This is a genomic window from Ensifer sp. GW821-FHT05G01 (assembly GCF_059419585.1).
The window spans coordinates 519,383-537,391 of record NZ_JBWKSC010000001.1 but is presented as its reverse complement, the minus strand read 5'-3'; the positions used below and the strand labels follow the sequence as shown (position 1 = coordinate 537,391).

General features: G+C 62.4%; 9 protein-coding genes. 5 read left to right on the top strand and 4 right to left on the bottom strand.

Translation table 11 applies throughout. The annotated features are described in order from the left end of the window. Positions 1-34 precede the first annotated feature (34 nt). From AC07UR_RS02585 to AC07UR_RS02565, 5 genes are read left to right on the top strand one after another with little or no spacing between them, the layout of a single operon-like run. Complete coding sequence (locus tag AC07UR_RS02585) at positions 35-7,579, top strand: type I polyketide synthase (RefSeq protein WP_494700006.1); 7,545 nt, start codon at positions 35-37, stop codon at positions 7,577-7,579. Next, entirely contained in the window at positions 7,576-8,991 is a 1,416-nt protein-coding gene (locus AC07UR_RS02580; RefSeq protein ID WP_209787591.1) for an aminotransferase class I/II-fold pyridoxal phosphate-dependent enzyme, read from the top strand. Before AC07UR_RS02585 ends, AC07UR_RS02580 begins: the two co-directional genes overlap by 4 nt. A 48-nt stretch (positions 8,992-9,039) precedes the next feature. Then, complete coding sequence (locus AC07UR_RS02575; RefSeq protein ID WP_209787594.1) at positions 9,040-9,858, top strand: SDR family oxidoreductase; 819 nt, start codon at positions 9,040-9,042, stop codon at positions 9,856-9,858. A gap of 55 nt (positions 9,859-9,913) precedes the next feature. Continuing rightward, positions 9,914-11,548, top strand: coding sequence for an LTA synthase family protein (locus AC07UR_RS02570; RefSeq protein ID WP_209787597.1), 1,635 nt, complete (start codon positions 9,914-9,916; stop codon positions 11,546-11,548). 13 nt (positions 11,549-11,561) lie between these two features. Continuing rightward, complete coding sequence (locus AC07UR_RS02565) at positions 11,562-12,890, top strand: capsule polysaccharide biogenesis protein (RefSeq protein WP_209787600.1); 1,329 nt, start codon at positions 11,562-11,564, stop codon at positions 12,888-12,890. Positions 12,891-12,923: 33 nt separating this feature from the next. Here the strand turns inward: AC07UR_RS02565 and AC07UR_RS02560 are convergent, their stop codons facing one another. From AC07UR_RS02560 to secD, 4 genes are all read right to left on the bottom strand, one after another. Next, positions 12,924-13,934, bottom strand: coding sequence for a KpsF/GutQ family sugar-phosphate isomerase (locus AC07UR_RS02560; protein ID WP_209787602.1), 1,011 nt, complete (start codon positions 13,932-13,934; stop codon positions 12,924-12,926). A gap of 145 nt (positions 13,935-14,079) precedes the next feature. Further along, the gene (locus tag AC07UR_RS02555) at positions 14,080-14,535 is read right to left on the bottom strand and encodes an RrF2 family transcriptional regulator (RefSeq protein ID WP_053248737.1); all 456 of its coding nucleotides are present in this window, start codon (positions 14,533-14,535) and stop codon (positions 14,080-14,082) included. Between the two features lie 173 nt (positions 14,536-14,708). Then, entirely contained in the window at positions 14,709-14,921 is a 213-nt protein-coding gene (locus AC07UR_RS02550; protein ID WP_077502841.1) for a hypothetical protein, read from the bottom strand. Between the two features lie 510 nt (positions 14,922-15,431). Further along, positions 15,432-17,972, bottom strand: coding sequence for a protein translocase subunit SecD (secD, locus tag AC07UR_RS02545; RefSeq protein WP_173418954.1), 2,541 nt, complete (start codon positions 17,970-17,972; stop codon positions 15,432-15,434). Between the last annotated feature and the right edge of the window lie 37 nt (positions 17,973-18,009).

The following is an 18,009-nucleotide window of genomic DNA, read 5'->3' as shown; positions in this document are numbered from 1 at the left end:
AACTTTAACGTCAGTTTAGAGCGTTCGATCATACATGGCTGTTGAGATTATTGGGCGTGCATGCCTCGCCCCTGGAGCAGAATCGCCTTCGGCGTTGTTCAAACTTCTTCGTCAGGGCAAGTGCACTGTTACCAGCATCCCCTCCGATCGCTGGGACGTTGCGCGTTTCTGGCACCCGGTCATGGGTACGCAGGGCAAGACCTACTCCTTTGCTGCCGGCGTACTCGATCAACTCTATGATTTCGATCCGGCCGTCTTCGGCATGTCGCAGCGCGAAGCCATGTATATGGATCCGCAGCAGCGCGTGCTTCTGCAGCTTGCCTGGCGCGCGCTCGAAGACGCCAATATCTCGACGACCTCGCTGCATGGCGAGAATGTCGGCGTTTATATTGGCGCATCGAGCCTCGACCATGCCAACCTGACGGTCGAAGATCCGGCTGCCGCCGGGCCGTACTTCATGACCGGCAACACTCTGTCGATCGTCTCCAATCGCATTTCTCACATTTTCGGCTTAAGTGGCCCGAGCATGACCGTCGATACGGCCTGTTCCTCCTCGCTCGTCGCGCTCGATCAGGCGATGCGGGCACTCAACGCCGGCGAGATCGATACGGCGATCGTCGGCGGCGTCAATATTCTGGCACATCCCCTGCCGTTCGTCGGTTTTGCGCAGGCGCGCATGCTTTCGCCCGAAGGGCTCTGCCGCGCCTATGACAACGATGGGGCAGGCTATGTGCGCGCCGAGGGCGGCGTCGTGTTCGTGTTGCGCCGCTCTGACCGCGCCCGCAAGGAAAAAGACCGGAGCTACGCCCGGATCGTTGCGTCGGGCGTCAATTCGGCCGGCCGGACCAACGGCATCTCCCTGCCTTCGCGCGAAGCCCAGGCAAACCTGCTCAGGGCGATCTACGAAGGCAACGGCATTGATGCCAACCAGGTCGCCTTCGTCGAGGGTCACGGCACCGGCACCAAGGTCGGCGATCCCGCAGAAGTCTGGTCGATCGGCACGGTCATCGGCGCCAACCGTCGGGCACCAGTCCCGATCGGATCGATCAAATCGAACATCGGCCACACCGAGCCGGCTTCCGGCCTCTTCGGCATGATGAAGGCGATCCTGGCGCTCGAGAACAACTACCTGCCCGCATCGCTGCACTTCGACACGCCGAACGAACATATCGATTTCGACGGCCTGAACGTGCGCGTCACGGCGAGCCCGATCGAATTGCTGCGTGGCAAGCGTGCCCGGCTTGCCGGCATCAACTCGTTCGGTTTCGGCGGCGCCAACGCCCACGTGGTCATCAGCGACCCGGAGCCGATTTCCGAAGACAAGATCAACAATCCGCCGTCGTCAGGGCATGTCTTCCTCGCAAGCGCCCACACCGCATCGAGCCTTGAAGCCCTGCTGAAGGACTACAAGACGCGCTTTGCCAACGCGTCCAAGGGTGAGATCCGCTCGATGGTCGCGGCTTCCGGCGCCAACCGCACGCATATGCGCTATCGGTTCGCAGCCCGCAGCGACCATCCCGAAGATATCGTACGCGCGATCGCCAGCCATGTGGAAAAACCGGGCTCCGATATCGGCGAAGTGGGCGAAGCCGTCACGAGGGATGCCAAGGTCGCTTTCGTCTTTTCGGGCAACGGCTCGCAATGGGCCGGCATGGGCGTCGAAGCGTTCCGTGAAAACCTTCACTTCCGCCAGTGTTTCACCTCGGTCAGTGCGCTCTTCAAGTTCCATTCGGACATCTCGCTGACCGAGCTTCTGACGGATCCCGACCTGGACAAGAAGCTGTCCGATACGAAGATCGCCCAGCCGCTGCTCTTTGCGGTTCAGGCCGCCCTTTCCGATTCGCTTGTCGCCATGGGCATCAAGCCGGTCGCCGTCTTCGGTCATTCGGTCGGCGAAATCGCCGCTGCCTATGCGGCAGGCGCGCTGTCGATGGTCGATGCCGTCTCGATCGTCGCCAAGCGGTCGCTGCACCAGGATCTGCTCGCCGGCCATGGGACGATGGCCGCCGTCATGCTGGGTGAAGATGCCGCACGCGCCTTTGCCGAGGCACGCGGCCTCGACGAGCTTTGCGTCGCTGCCGTCAACGCCCATAATTCGGTGACGATCTCGGGCCCGGCGCATCAGATTTCCGCTTTCCGCGACGCGGCGCGCAAGGCCAAGATCCCGGTCCAGATTCTCGACATCAACTACCCCTTCCACCACCCGATCATCGACCGGGCAAAGGACGCGTTCCTGTCGGACATTCCCGACATCGCGCCCCGCCGTGCAGAAGTCACCTATCTGTCGACGGTTACGGGTGCGGCCCTCGACGGCACGCACCTCGACCCGGACTACTGGTGGAAGAATGTCCGCGAGCCGGTTCGCTTCCAGGCGGCGGCAGAGGCGGCGATCGAACTCGGTTGCCGGCTCTTTGTCGAGATTTCTCCGCGCCCGATCCTCTCTTCCTACGTCAAGGAGACGATCAAGCAAGCGGCCTCTCCGGGCATGGTCGTGCCGACACTGCTCAGAGACGTCGGAGAGACCGGTCAGGATCCGATTTCGGCCGCCATGGCGCGAGCCGTCGCCCACGGCGCCATCGTCGACACGACACGCGTCTTCGGCAAGCGCAATGCGGCGATCTCGCTGCCGAGCCTGCCGTTCGAGCCGGTCGAACTGCGACCGGCTGCCACCACCGACGCCACGGACCTCTTCGGCCGCACCGCAAAACCCTATCGCCTGACCGGCTGGCGCAGCGATCCGAACAGCGGCAGCTGGAAGAACCACATCGACGCACCGCTGTTTCCGGATCTGGCCGAGCATGTCGTCGACGGCAAGGCGATCCTGCCGGGCAGCGGTTTCATCGAAATCGCCGTCGCAGCCGCACAGCAGTTTTATGGTACCGACGATGTCGAGATCACCAATCTGGAGATCGTCCGGCCGCTGGAGCTCAGCGACAGCCGCATCATGGAGCTGTCGACCGTCCTGTCGCCGGAAACCGGCGACATCGAAATCCGCTCGCGCGAACGGCTGTCGGAAGACGACTGGGCCGTTCACGCGGTTGCCCGGTCCCGCAAGCCGTTGCCGAGTGAAGAACGCCCGCTGCCGTCCTTTGCCGGCATGCAGAAGACGGCAACCGTCGCTCCGGCCAAGGCATATGATACCGCACGGCAGTTCGGCCTCGACTACGGTCCGCGTTTCCAGTTGCTCGCCAAGGCCGTCGCCTATGACGATCGTTTCGTCGACGTCGAGCTGAAGAGCCCGGACAAGTCCGGACATCCGCTGATCACCTATGCCCTCAACCCAATCTCGGTGGACGCCACATTCCACGGGCTTGTTGCGCTTTTTGACCGCTTTACCGGCGACAAGAGCGGTGCACCCTATATTCCGGTGCGGTTCGGTTCAGTGCGCGTCGTCAATGCCGGCAAGCCGATTGCGCGCGCCACGATCGAGATCGAGCGTGTCAGCGCCAATTCGATCAAGGCCAAGTTCCACTTCTTCGACAAGTCCGGCGGCCCGGTTGCCTATTTCGAGGATTGCCGCTTCCGGCGTACCTATCTGCGCAAGCACAAGACGCTGGACGCCCTCTCGTTCCACTACGAGACTGTGCTTTCCGAAGCGCTCCTGCCGACGGTTGATGCTGGCGTCCACGCGCCGGTGACCCTCAGCGTCACGACCGCAGCCGATACCGGTATCGACAACACGACGTTGCTGTTCAACGCAGCCATCTATCGCGCCTGCCAGGAAATTGCGCTGAAGCTCGGCAAGGGACGATCGGTCGTGCGCAGCGACAGCCTGCCCGGCGATTTCGCCTTCCAGTGTTTCCTGGCGAGCTGCCTCTACGTACTTGAGGATGCCGGTCTCTGTGAACACAAGGACGGCGTCTGGACCGTCGCGCAGGAATTCAGCCTTCCGAGCGTTTCCGAAATCCTGCGCGAACTCTATGGCGAGCGCCCGGATCGCGCCGTCGAGGCGGTTCTGATCAACAACGCCTACGCCGAAGCCTTGGCGCGTCTTGATGTCCTGTTGGCGGCTCCAGCCGGTGGAGAAAGCGAAACCGTCGCCAATTCCGGCTTCATCAGCGATGCGACGCTCGACCATCAGGCCGTGCACTCCGAGGCAAGTCGCCAGCGCATGGCGCTCGTTCTCGACGCCGTGGAAGCGGCGCTGCGCGCTCAGCCAGCCGGGATGCGCCTACGCATTGTCGAACTCGGTAGCGTTTCCGCCGGCTTCACCCGTCGCCTGTCGGCGCTTGCCGCCAAACACGGCGCGAGCCTCAGCGTGGTCGAGCCGCGTGACAACGCGCAACGTGGCCTGGAACTCGCCTTTGAAAACGATGCCCATGTCCGCATTCTCAAGAAGGGTGAGCTTGCGACCCAGGCGCCGTTCGATCTCGCCATCAGCGCATCCGATCGCCTCTACGGTCTGATTGAAGACGATATCGACGTTCGCGCGGCACTTCGCTCGACGCTCCGCCGGACCGGTGGCCTTGTCGCCGCAGTCGGCGCGCCATCGCTCTTCAACGATTTTGCGCTCGGACTGTCGGACGGCTGGTTTGCCCGCAGCCAGGCCGCGGAATTCCCGATCGGCAATCTCGCAGCCGTTCCGCATTGGCAGAAATGTCTGGCTGATCTCGACCTTCGCGAGATCGACGTTACGGATCGCGAATGCGCCAGCGGCAACATCATCGTTCTCGAAGCACGCGGCGTGGAAACGCCGGTGCCTGCCGAGACCGGTACCGATGCTGCCGTCGCGGCAGTTGGGACCTACCTGCTGCTGCAGGTCGGCCCGCGCCAGAAAACGCAGCCGTCCGCAGGCGCCGTCCCGGTCAATCTGACGGGTGACACGTCCACGGATACGGCGTTGCTTCGCGATGCGCTCGAGACCTTCGGCGATCGACCCGTTCGGGCCGTCTTCCTATCGTCGCCTGCGCCGAAAAGCCGGACAGACGACTCCGCCTCGTTGCAGGCCCAGGTTCTCGCGCTCAGCGCCTTTTCGGAAGTGCTGCGCCAGCACGTCGGCGACACCGATCCAAACGGCGACGCACGCCCCAGGCTCGTTCTTGTCGCACCTGACGGGGCGCCGGTTGCCGCCCGTGTGTCGGGCACGACGGCGGTAAGCTCCGGCACCAATGCCGGCCTTTGGGCTTTCGCCCGCGTTTTGCAGAACGAGTACGAGTTCCTCGACGTCCACGCTCTGGATCTTGCCGCAGACAGCGCGACGTCTGACGAGCAGAAGACTGCTGCGGCGCTTCCATTGCTTGCCGTTTCCGGCACCAATCGTGAATGGCTGCTGGAAGGGCCGAACGGATCGCTCTCGGAAATCCGCGCGGTTTCCGGTCCGACCGACAGCGCCCATGGTTCGACGGCGTCCTTCGACGCAGCCACCATTCGTCAACGGGTCGCCTCTCAGGTCGGCAGCATCGTTTGGGAAGAAAGTAATGTGCCGACCGCGGGCCCAGGCGACGTTGTCGTCAAGGTGGCTGCCACCGGCCTCAACTTCCGCGACGTGATGTGGGCCATGGGTCTTCTGCCCGAAGAAGCGCTTGAAGACGGCTTTGCCGGTGCGACGATCGGCATGGAACTGTCCGGTCACGTCGTTGCCGTCGGTAAGGGCGTGGACGATCTTTCGGTCGGCGACGCCGTCATGGCGATCGCCTCGGCGGCCTTCTCCACCCACGCGGTCGTTTCGCGCGCCGGTGTCGCCCGGTTGCCGCAATCGGTCAGCCCGGTCGCGGCTGCCACCGTACCGGTCGCGTTCCTCACCGCCTACTATGCCATGGTGGAACTCGGCCGCATCCAGGCCGGCGAAACCATCCTTATCCACGGTGCCGCCGGCGGCGTCGGCCTTGCAGCACTGCAGGTTGCCAAGCTGAAGGGCGCGAAAGTCATTGCCACGGCCGGCACGCGCGAGAAACGCCGCTTCCTTTCGATGCTCGGCGCCGACCATGTGTTCGATTCGCGCTCGCTCGGTTTCGTCAACGACGTGCGCGCCGTGACAAACGGCGAAGGCGTCGACCTCGTCCTGAACTCGCTCTTCGCCGAAGCGATGGAGCAGAGCTTGGCGCTCGTCAAACCGTTCGGCCGTTTCCTCGAACTCGGCAAGCGCGACTACTACGCCGACAGCAAGATCGGCCTTCGGCCGTTCCGTCGCAATGTCAGCTACTTCGGCATCGACGCGGACCAATTGCTGGTCAACGCGCCGGCACTCACCAAGCGCATCTTCACCGAGATCGGCGCGTTGTTTGAAGACGGCAAGCTGACACCGCTGCCGTACCGCGCCTTCGATTTCGACGAGATCGGCAATGCGTTCCGCCTGATGCAGAACGCAGGCCATATCGGCAAGATCGTCGTGCTGCCGCCAGTGGCCGGCAAACACAAGGTCGCAACCCGGCCGCGCGGTGGTGTCACGATCGACCCTGAAGGCATGCACCTCGTCGTCGGCGGCATCGGCGGCTTCGGCCTGGCCGCTGCCAACTGGCTTGCCGACAAGGGTGCGAAGAATATCGCCCTTTGCTCGCGGCGCGGCCTTGCGGACGCGGAAACGACGGCGATGATCGAGCTTTGGGCCAAGGCCGGCATCTCGGCGACGGTTCATGCCTGCGACATCACGGATGCGACGGCAGCCGACAGCCTGCTTGCGGAATTGCGAAGCATTGCGCCGCTACGCTCCATCGTTCACGCAGCGATGGTGCTGGACGACGCGCTCATCAGCAATCTCAATCGCGAGCGCAACCGGCCGGTCATCGACACCAAGGCAAAGGGTGCCGCTGTTCTCGATCAGTTGACCCGTGGCGATGCGCTCGACAACTTCATCCTGTTCTCGTCGGCAACGACGCTGGTCGGCAATCCCGGCCAGGCGAACTACGTTGCGGCCAACGGCTACCTCGAAGGTCTTGCCCGTGCCCGGCGCGCCGAAGGGCTTGCCGGTCTTGCGGTCGGGTTCGGCGCGATCGCCGACAAGGGCTATCTGGTACAGAACACCGACGTCAACGACCTCTTGGCCAAGCGCATCGGCAAGACGGCGCTGAAAGCGCAGACGGCGCTCGACATGGTGGAAAGCCACCTTGCCTGCGACCCCGGCACGGTCGACGCCGCCGTCGTTATGATCTCCGAGATCGACTGGTCGGCCGCCCGCAACCTGCCGGTCGCCCGCAACGCGCTCTTCGAAGTCATCCTGCGCAGTGCCGATCAGCATTCGTCCGGCGGCGAAGGCACCAAGATGGACCTCGTCGCGATGATCGAAGGCAAGTCTGCTCAGGAAGCCGAGGATATTCTCTTCGATCTGGTCGCAGGCGAAATTGCCGCCATCCTGCGGGTCTCGAAGGATACGGTCACGCGCAGCAAGGTCTTGAAGGAAATCGGCCTCGACAGCCTTATGGCCGTCGAACTCGGCATGAGCTTCCAGCAGAATACCGGCTTCGACATGCCACTGAGTGGCGTCGCAGACAACACGACGGTTGGCGACGTCGCCCGTAAGCTCTATGAGAAGGTCAGCAAGCGCGACCAGGGCGACGACAGCGACGGTGCGGATGACAAGTTGGTCACCGAGTTGGCGCAACGGCACGTCGGCACGGCAAAGGAAAAAGCACAGAGCCAATGAGCACGAACGGAAACGGTCCCGGCTCATCCAAGATGACCAGCAGCCTCAAGGAGAACCTGCTGGACCGGATGAGAAACACGCATCAATCCTCCGAGCGCAACCGCATGGCGCGATCGGAGCGAGAGATGCCGCCGCCGGCCCGCCGGCAGCAGGCCCGTTTCGAGGATCTGCCGGAATACAAACAGGTTCAGACCCAGAAGTTTGCCAGCGAACAGCTTGGGATCGCCAACCCGTTCTACCGGGCGCATCAGACGGCGGCCGGCGCCACGACCGTTATCGACGGCCGCAAGCTGATCAACTTTGCGTCCTATGACTATCTTGGCCTCAACCGGCACCCGGAGGTGCTGGCAAGGGCAAAGGAAACCGTCGACACCTTCGGCATCTCCGCCTCGGCCAGCAGGCTTGTCGCCGGCGAGCGGCCTGTTCATGTCGAGTTGGAAGAGAAGATCGCGCGCTTCTACGGCGTCGATGCCGCCGTCTGCTTCGTCAGCGGTTATCTGACCAATGTCGCGGCCATCAGCTGCCTGATGGGACCGAAGGACCTCGTCGTCCACGACGAGTTCATCCACAACAGCGCGCTTGCCGGCATCAAGCTTTCCGGGGCCACGCGCCGCCTGTTCAAGCACAATGACGCCAGCGACCTTGAGCATGTGCTGCGCACGGTCTCTGGCGATTATCGCCGTATCCTTGTCATCGTCGAGGGCATCTACTCGATGGACGGCGACGTTGCCGATCTGCCGGCTCTCCTGAAACTCAAGGCCGAGTACGGCTTCTGGCTGATGGTCGACGAGGCCCATTCCCTGGGGGTCGTCGGCAAACATGGCCGCGGCCTTGCGGAGCACTTCGGCGTCGATCCGAATGAGATCGACATCTGGATGGGCACGCTGTCGAAGACGACGTCCAGTTGCGGCGGTTACATCGCCGGCAGCGAAGCACTCGTCGCCGTGCTCAAGGCGTCGGCTGGAGGCTTCGTCTATAGCGTCGGCCTTGCTCCGGTTCTGGCCGCATCGGCCGCCGCAAGCCTCGACGTGCTTGCGCGCGAGCCGTCACGCACCGCCGCCCTCAGGCGCAACGGTGCGCTCTTCCTGAAGCTTGCCAAGGAGGCAGGTCTGGACACCGGTCTCAGCAGCGGCTTTTCGGTGGTGCCGGTTCTGGTCGGCGATTCTCTGCGCGCCGTCCAGCTCTCCAACGATCTGCTGGCGGCCGGCGTCAATGCGCTGCCGATCATCCACCCAGCCGTTCCCGAAGGCCTGGCGCGGCTGCGCTTCTTCATCACCAGCGACCATACGGAAGAGCAGATCCGCAAAACGGTGACGCTTACGGCCGAGCGCCTGAAGGATCTGACCGAACGCAACTTCGGTCTCGGCGGCATCGATATCGACCAGATGATGAAGGCGCTCTCGGCGCGTTGACGAAGCGCAAACGCCCTCCAGGGCCGGATGCCGCGGACGGAAAGCAGCATGACCCATGTGATCATCACCGGCGGCTCGAGCGGCATAGGGCTGGCGATCGCATCGATCTATGCCAGTCGCGGCACGCGCCTTTCCCTGATTGCACGCTCCGCCGAGATCCTGAAACAGGCACAGGATGAACTCGCCGCGAAGGCATCGACAGTCGGGGACATCCGGATCGAGACGGCCGACGTTGCGAGGGAGGACGAAATCACCGCTGCTATCCATCGCTGCGAAGCCGCGTTCGGACCCTGCGACATCCTGGTGACCTCAGCCGGCGTCGTTGAGCCCGGCCGGTTCGAAGAGCTTGGCAGCACCGCGTTCCAGCGGCAAATGGACACGAATTTTTCCGGCACCGTCCATGCGGTGCGCGCGGTCTACGCCGGAATGACGCAACGCGGGCGTGGAAAAATCATGATGATCTCATCCGGCGCCGGCCTTCTCGGCATTTACGGCTATTCCGCCTACTGTGCGTCGAAGTTCGCCGTTCACGGATTTGCGCAGGCGCTTCGTTCAGAAGCACGCGGGCACGGCGTAAACGTCTCCGTCTGCTTTCCGCCCGACACTGAGACGCCGCAGTTTCAGCGCGAACTTGCCTTTCGCCCCGCCGAGGCGGCCGCGGTCATGGGTACGGTCAGCCCGTGGCCGGCAGAAGCGGTTGCCGGCAAGATCGTCGACGGCATCGAGCGCGGGCGGTTCGAGATCTATTTTGGCCTCACACTTTTTCTCCTTGGCCGGTTCGGCCCGGCGGTCAGACCGGTTCTCGACTGGTGGTTCGACCGAGCGATCGCGCGCCGTAGCGGTGGAGTATCAAAGCGCGGTCAGTGACGGCGCTTGTGCGTGCCGACGATAGGTTCTAAGTCTCAGACCGTTCCCGTGCTGCATGAGGCGGTGTCGGCGTGCAAGAAAGCATGAAGGTTTCCGCTTGGCGTTACTCCCCGTTCAATTGCACGACTATCCGATAACGCTGACGATCTGTTGTTTCATCTTGTCCTGCGCGGTGATCTTCTTCACCGACCGCTTCGCACTGCCGAAACGCGAGCGTCGGGCAAACCCTTCACCCTTCGGGCGCAAACAGGACGTCATCGACGTCCTCGCCCGCTTGCCCGTCATCGCACTGGTGTTTGCCGGCTTCTTTGCAGGCTCCTGGCGGCCGCTCTATGCCGCCGCCGGCACGATGAGCTTCTTCATCATCTTCACCGGGATTTCGCGGGCCAAGTTCAAGTTCATCCGCGAGCCGCTGATCTTCTCCGACATCGCCCTCGTCGTCGATGTCTTCAAATACAAGACGATCTTCTATGCCAGCTCGCTGAACATCGTCTTCTGGACGGTCGCATTCCTCTATGTCTTCGGCGTTTCCGGGCTTTACCTGTATTTCGAACCGACGGTTCTGCCCGACCGCGGCAAGGCGTTCTGGATAATGGTCATGGTGGCGGTCGCTGCCGGACCGTGGCTTCTCCTGTTCTACGGCCCGGTGAACCGACCGACGGCGGCGCTCGTGCAACGGCTCGTCAAGGTGCTCGACGTCAAGATGAACACGGTGCGCTTCGGCACCTTCGGATCGGTCATCTTCCGCTTCATCATCTGGCTCGGCGTCAAGCGCGAGAAGATCGTCGCCGAACTCTCGGAAATCGTGCGGGCCGCCGTCCAGGACCTGATCGGTGACGATGGCTCGCCGCTGATCGTCGTCTGGCAATCAGAGTCCTTCATCGACATGCGACACTTCGGTGTCGATACCCTGAAGATGCCGACGCTTGACCGATTGCGGCGACAGGCCGCCCAATGGGGCCGCCTCAGCAGCGTCTTTGAGGGCGGCTATACACTGCGCACCGAATTTGCCGTCATCAGCGGCCTCGTGCCCGACGACATCCACGTGGATGCGAGCTACCCCTACCTGCGGGCATCGCACTATTCCGACGTCGTGTGGCCGGGAAAAATGAAGCGTGCCGGCTGGCACACCCATTTCATACATCCTTACGACCGCACCTTCTTCCTGCGCCACAAGGCGATGCCGCAACTCGGCTTTGCCGAGTTGACGATGCTCGACGGGTTCGACCATGTGCCCGCCCGTGATGGACCCTATGTCTCCGACGAGAAGCTCGCGACCAAGGTCATCGATGCCTGTGAGAAGTTGCCGGAAGACACGAGCGGTTTCGTTTTCGTCGCCTCGATGGCGAACCACGGCCCGTGGGAGCCGGGCCGCGTTGCCGACCTCACCAATCCGGTGGAAATCTACCTGGCGATCCTGGAGCAATCCGACGCAGCATTGAAGCAACTGACAGATCGTCTCGACAAGCTCGACCGTCCCGTCTGGTTTGTCTTCTATGGCGATCATGCGCCGCTCTTGAAGTCTTTCGCCGACCCCTTCCCCGATCCGCGCACGGACTATTTCATCGTGCCGCTCGCCAAGGCAAAATCGCCGCATCATCGACCGACCGAACCGCAGGATGTGGCCGCCTGGGATCTGATCGAGGCGTTGCTCAACCACGCCAACCTCAAGAAGGACACGCTGCGTTAGCGGCGGCGAGACGATGGAAAACGCTGCGCCCAATACTCGCGGTTCAACCGAGCGGCCAAGCCGGCGGGTGCTCCTGTTCCTTCAAGGCCCGTCATCGCCGATCTTCCGCAAGATTGCCGATCAGCTCGAGCGTTATGGCCACACGTGCGTGCGGATTAACCTCAATGTCGGCGACCAGATTATCTGGCGGCGCAAAGGGGCGTTCAACTACCGTGGAACGGTGGCGGACTGGCCTGCCTATCTCGACCGCTTCATCGGCGCCCACCAAGTTACCGACATGATCCTCCTTGGCGAGGAGCGGCCCTATCATCAGGCAGCTACGGCGGTCGCGCGGCGTATGGGGGTTGCGATATCGATCGTCGAGATGGGCTATCTCAGGCCGGACTGGCTGACGCTGGAGCGCGACGGCATGTCGTCGAACTCCCACTTTCCCGCCGACGCCGCCCACATCGTTGAAGCCGCCCGTCATTTGCCGGAGCCGGATTGGCGCAAGCATTACAGCCAGACCTTTCTGGCCGACGCCAGCTACGACCTCCTCTACAATCTCCCCAACGTCTTCCTGTGGTTCCTGTTTCCGCATTACCGGCGTCATGCGATCTTTCATCCGCTGGCCGAGTATGCCGGCTGGATCCGCCGCCTCGTGACCGGAAAGCGGCGCACAGCCGAGGCCGAGGAGACCGTCCGTTCACTGCTTTCGCGACGCGTGCCTTACTTCGTCTATCCGCTGCAGCTCGAAACCGATTTCCAGTTGCGCGCCCATTCGCCGTTCCACAGTCAGAAAGATGCAATCGGCGAGGTTCTGCGCTCGTTTGCAGCTCACGCGGCTGAGAACACCAGCCTGGTCTTCAAGGTTCATCCGCTCGACAACGACCTGATTGCCTGGCGCAAGTTCATCGATGGTGGGGCGTCCAAGCTTGGCCTTGCCGGGCGCGTGTTCTATCTCGATGGCGGCAATCTGGATGTGCTGGCGGAGGCCAGCGCGGGCATGGTCACGGTCAACTCGACCGCGGGTCTGCATGCGTTGAAACAGGGGCGGCCGGTCAAGGTGCTGGGTACCGCGGTGTTCGACATTGCCGGCTTGACGGACCAGCAGCCGCTGGACGACTTCTGGCAAGCGCCTGCTGCGCCTGACGCCGAGGTAAGCTCCGCCATGTTCCGGCTGCTTGCCGCCTCGATCCAGGTTCGCGGCAATCTCTATTCGAAAGCAGGAACCGATGCCGGTGCGCAGGCGATCGCCGAGCGCCTGCACGAGAACACGGTCAATCAGCCGGGCGCCTTCGTCGATCCCCCGCCACGGCGCAAGCCGCAGAAAAAACAACGGCCAGCCCCGCCATCCGCCTAGGCCGGCCGTCAGGGATCAAAACGTTGACAGGGGTCAGACGACGCCGGCGCGGAGCAGGTCGTGAATGTGCAGGATGCCGACCGGAAGGCCCTCGTCGTCGACGAGGAACAGCACGGTCACCTTGTGATCCTGCATGAACTCCATCGCACCGCTTGCCAGAACATCGCCCCTGATGACACGAGGGTTGCGCGACATCACCGCCTCGACGGTCTGCGCCAGCAGATCGCCCGACATGTGGCGACGCAAGTCGCCGTCGGTGATGACGCCGGCAAGCTTGCCGTCCTCGTCGACAATGCCGACAACGCCAAAGCCCTTGGAAGACATTTCGATGACCGCTTCGCTCATCGGGTGACCGACGCTCAAGAGCGGCACCTGTTCGCCCACATGCGCCAGCTCGCGCACGAGGCGCAGCTGTGCGCCGAGCTTGCCGCCCGGATGGAACGTCTTGAAGTCTTCGGCCGAGAAGCCGCGGCGCTCGAGCAGAGCAATGGCAAGCGCGTCGCCGACCGCAAGCTGCAGCATCGCCGACGTCGTCGGCGCCAACCCATGCGGACAGGCTTCCTGAACCTTCGGCAGAACGATCGGCACTTCGGAGTTGCGCGCCAGCACGCTATCACGGTTGGACGAGATCGAAACGATCGGCACCTTGAAGCGCTTGGCATAGGTGAGCATGTTGGCGAGTTCCGCCGTCTCGCCCGACCAGGACAACAGGATCAGCACGTCCTGCGACGTCACCATGCCGAGATCGCCATGGCTCGCTTCGGTCGGGTGGACGAAGTAGGCCGATGTGCCTGTCGACGCCATGGTCGCCGCCATCTTGCGGCCGATATGCCCGCTTTTGCCGATACCGGAAACGACAACGCGGCCCTGGCTTTCGCCGATGAGTTCGATCGCCTCAACCATGCTTTGGGCAAACGCCGTATCGGCGCCGAGGTGATCGGAGAGCGCCTTGATGCCGGCCATCGCCGTCGTCAAAGTCCTGCCGACCGACTCCAATGCAGCCAAACCGCGCCGCTCATCCGCTGATGCGTGTCTCAAACCCATTGTGTTTCCATTCCCGCAAAGACGTTTGCGCCGGCTAGCAGCGGCGTTTCTCAGATCCATTGCAGGCAGATAGGCGCTTTTTCTTGGCAAACCAAGCCGAAGCCGTCGAGTTTGCGCAGGAAATCCCGCAAAGAAGACGTTTTCGTCAGCCGACGCGCTTTTCTTCCGGCGCTTCGAGCGGCATCGACTTGTCGGCCGCAAACTCTTCAAGCGTCATGGAATCGAGAATAGAGGCAACCGCGTCGCGCACGGTGGTCATCGAGACGCGGACCTGACAGGTCTCCGGATCGTTGCAATCCTCGCAGACCTCGTAGGCCGTGCGGCTGGCACAGCGGATCGGCGCGAGCGGGCCGTCAAGCGTACGGATGACATGGCCGATGCGGATTTCTGCCGCCGGGCGCGACAGCGAATAGCCGCCACCTGGGCCCTTCTTCGAGCGAAGCATGCCGGCGTTGCGCAGTTCCAGCAGGATGGTGTCCAGAAACTTCTTCGGGATGTTGTTGCGCTGGGCGATCTCGGTGATGAAAGCCGTCTCTCCGGGCTCCAGTCGCGCCAGGTCGACAAGAGCCTTCAATCCGTACTTTCCCTTCTTCGTCAGCATTCCGGCAAGCTTCCCCTGCGGCTCCCTCAAAAACGGGAATCATCCGCGCAAACGCAATCGTGTGTTTGGCATAGCACAAGAAACGTGCGGCCAACACACAATTGTGGCGCGGAATCAACGCAAAACCTGGTCTTTAAACCTGCCAGACATGCGGGATACGGCCGCCGTCTGTACTAAGCCGCGGCCGCATCACCATGACGCTCGGTTGGCATGGTCTGGCGGGCGAGCAGATGGCGGATGGCCGCGCGGGCTTCGTCAGCCGAGCGGAACCGCTGTGCGTCCAGATCCCAGACATGGTACTTGACTGCGAGAAACTTGAAACGGCCTTCGTCCGGGACGACGACCCCGACGGCTTCGCCGCCATATTCGATAACCTGCTTGCTCATGCAAATAACGCTCCTTCCACACCCGAAGGCGCGGACATTTCAATTTCGGCAAAGGATGAATTTCGAGAGTTCGAGGATCACATTCGGCAGAGGCGAATGAGACGTTTCTTCACTGTTGCACGACAATGGGAACGCGTGCCGAAGAAGGCGGCGGTCGAGACGGTTTCGGACATGTCACACTCCTTTGGCTTGTGTCCGGCATCGCAATGCCGGAGCGGTTCATGAACAACCGTGAGGCGGACTCATCCGCTTCACAGAGCTGCAAACTAGAATAATCTACCAATTCCGTCAATTAAAAAGATGATGTCGCGAAAAATATTTCTCAACCCATCAAATTTTAGGGGGTCAGGATGCAAGATCCGTTCTCCCGATCCGAAACCGGAGGCCCTCACTATCTAGGAAGCGTCGAATCAACCTGCAAGGGCGAGGGTGATAAAGACAGCACTTTCGGACAAAAAAGGGGCGGCCCATGAGGCCGCCCCTTCACGTTTTGTATCCTTGGACCTGAGCTCAGGCTGCCGGAGCACCCGGCTGCGTGCTTCCCGTGCCGGTGCGGGTCGCTTCGCGATCCTTCCACCAGCGATTGAGGAACAACAGAATCGGCCCGCCGATATAGATCGAAGACGTCGTCGCGACGATAACGCCGAAGATCATCGGCCAGGCGAAGCTCTTCACAGCATCGCCGCCCCAGATCGCCATCGGCACCAGCGACAGCGCGGTGGCCATCGAAGTGAAGATGCATCGCGCGATCACCTGGTTGATGCTCATGTCGATGAGATCGGAGAACGGCATCGACTTGTACTTGCGCAGGTTCTCGCGCATGCGGTCATAGACCACGACCTTGTCGTTGACGGAGTAACCGATCATCGTCAGCAGCGCCGCTATGGCCGTCAGGTTGAAGTCGATACCGGTCAGCGCGAAGAAGCCGATCGTCTTGGTGATGTCGAGCAGCAGGACCGCGATCGCGCCGACGGCGAAGTGCCATTCGAAGCGGAACCAGATGTAGAGCAGGATCGCCACCATCGCGAGACCGACGGCCAGGAAGCCCGATTTTGCCAGTTCCGTGCTGATCGTCGGCCCGACGACTTCCGTCCGCTCGAAGGTCACGTCGGAGATGGTCTGTACCGCCGCGTCCTTGATCTTGTTGAGGGCTACCGTCTGTTCCTGCTCGCCGCCCGGCTGACGCTGGACGCGGATCAGGACCGACTTGTCCTGGCCGAACTCCTGCAGCGCCACTTCGCCGATATTGAGCGATTCAAGGCTGTGGCGCAGCGCCGGCAGGTCGAGCGTCTGCTTCGACGTCGCCTCCACCTGGATACCGCCGACGAAGTCGATGCCGTAGTTGAGGCCCGGCGTGAAGAACAGCACGACCGAGCTTATCGACAGGAACGCCGACATGCCGATGGCGACAAAGCGCCCCTTCATGAAGGAGAAGCTCGGCAGCTTCGGAACCTTGCCGAAGAGCGAGGGAATCTCGAGCTTCTTCATCTTCCGGCGCACGACGACTTCGCGCATCATCAGGCGCACGACGGTCACCGACGTGAACATCGAGATGACGATGCCGAGCATCATCGTGACGGCGAAGCCCTTGACCGGTCCGGAACCGAAGGCAAACAGCAGCAAGGTGCCGGAGAGCGTGGTAACGTTGGAGTCGATAATCGTCGCGTAAGCTTTGTTGAAGCCGATATCGAGCGCCTTCATGGCGCCGGCACCGCCTTCGGTTTCTTCACGGATACGGGCATTGATCAGAATGTTGGCGTCAACCGCCATGCCGATGCCGAGGATGATACCGGCGATACCGGGAAGCGTCAGCGTCGAGCCGATCATGCCCAGCACACCGATCGTCAGGATGGTGTGCAGCACCAGACCGACATTGGCGATCATGCCCCATGCGCCGTAGAGCACGACCATGAGGGTGACGACCAGGCCAAAACCGGCAAGGCCGGTGAAGATGCCCATGCGGATGGAATCGCTGCCGAGGTTCGGGCCGACCGAGCGTTCTTCGATCACCGTCAGCGGGGCCGGCAGAGCGCCCGAGCGCAAGAGCGCCGAAAGAACCGTTGCCGATTCCGCCGTGAAGTTGCCGCTGATCTGGCCGCGGCCGCCGATGATCGGCTCGTTGATGACGGGAGCCGTCAACACCTTGCCGTCGAGCACGATGGCGAAGGGCCGGCCGACATTGTCGCGGGTGATTTCAGCAAACTGGCGGGCGCCGAGTGAATCGAAGGTAAAATCGACAATCGGCTGGTTGGTCCGCTGGTCGAAGCCAACCTTGGCGTCCGAAAGTCGCTCGCCAGAAAGCGCGACACGGCTCTCCACCGCATATCGATTGTTGTCGTTGGCGCCCGGCAGGATATCAACGCCGCGCGGCGGAGGCTGGGTCAGGTCCGTGGTCTGATCGACCATGTGGAAGCTCATCTGGGCGGTCGAGCCAAGGAGCTGGCGCAGGCCTGTCGGGTCCTGGAGGCCCGGGAGCTGGACAAGGATGCGGTTTGCGCCGATGCGCTGGATCAGCGGTTCGGCGACACCGACGGTATCGACGCGCCGGCGGATGATCTCGAGGCTCTGCTCGACCGCCTTGGTCATGCGGTCGGAAATGCCTGCCTCCGTCAGCGCGACGGTGATGACATCACCGCTTGTCGCGACCTCGATCTCCGGAGCGGAACCGCCGAAGCCGATCGCGCTAACCGGCGTTGCCAGCTCCTGCAGTTTCGGCTGGACTTTTTCCCGATCAGCCGGATCCGCAAGCGTCACGGTGATCGTATTGCCGCTGATGCGCGCCGAGGAGGCCGATACGCGCTCGGTGCGAAGTACCCGGCGGACGTCGTCCAGGAGCGAGTTCAATCTGGCCTGCCGCAGCCCGTTGCCATCGACCTCAAGGACGAGATGGGAACCGCCGCGCAGGTCGAGACCGAGGGTGACAGGCTTGACCGGCAGCCAGGCGCCGAATTGCTCGCGTTGTGCCGGCGAGAGAACGTTTGGTAGCGCCGCTATGCATCCGAAAAGGATGACAGCGACATAGGCGAAAATCGCCCATTTGGATGTACGCATGTTGTGGTTCCAAGAGAGCCTGTGCGGGCGTCGAGCG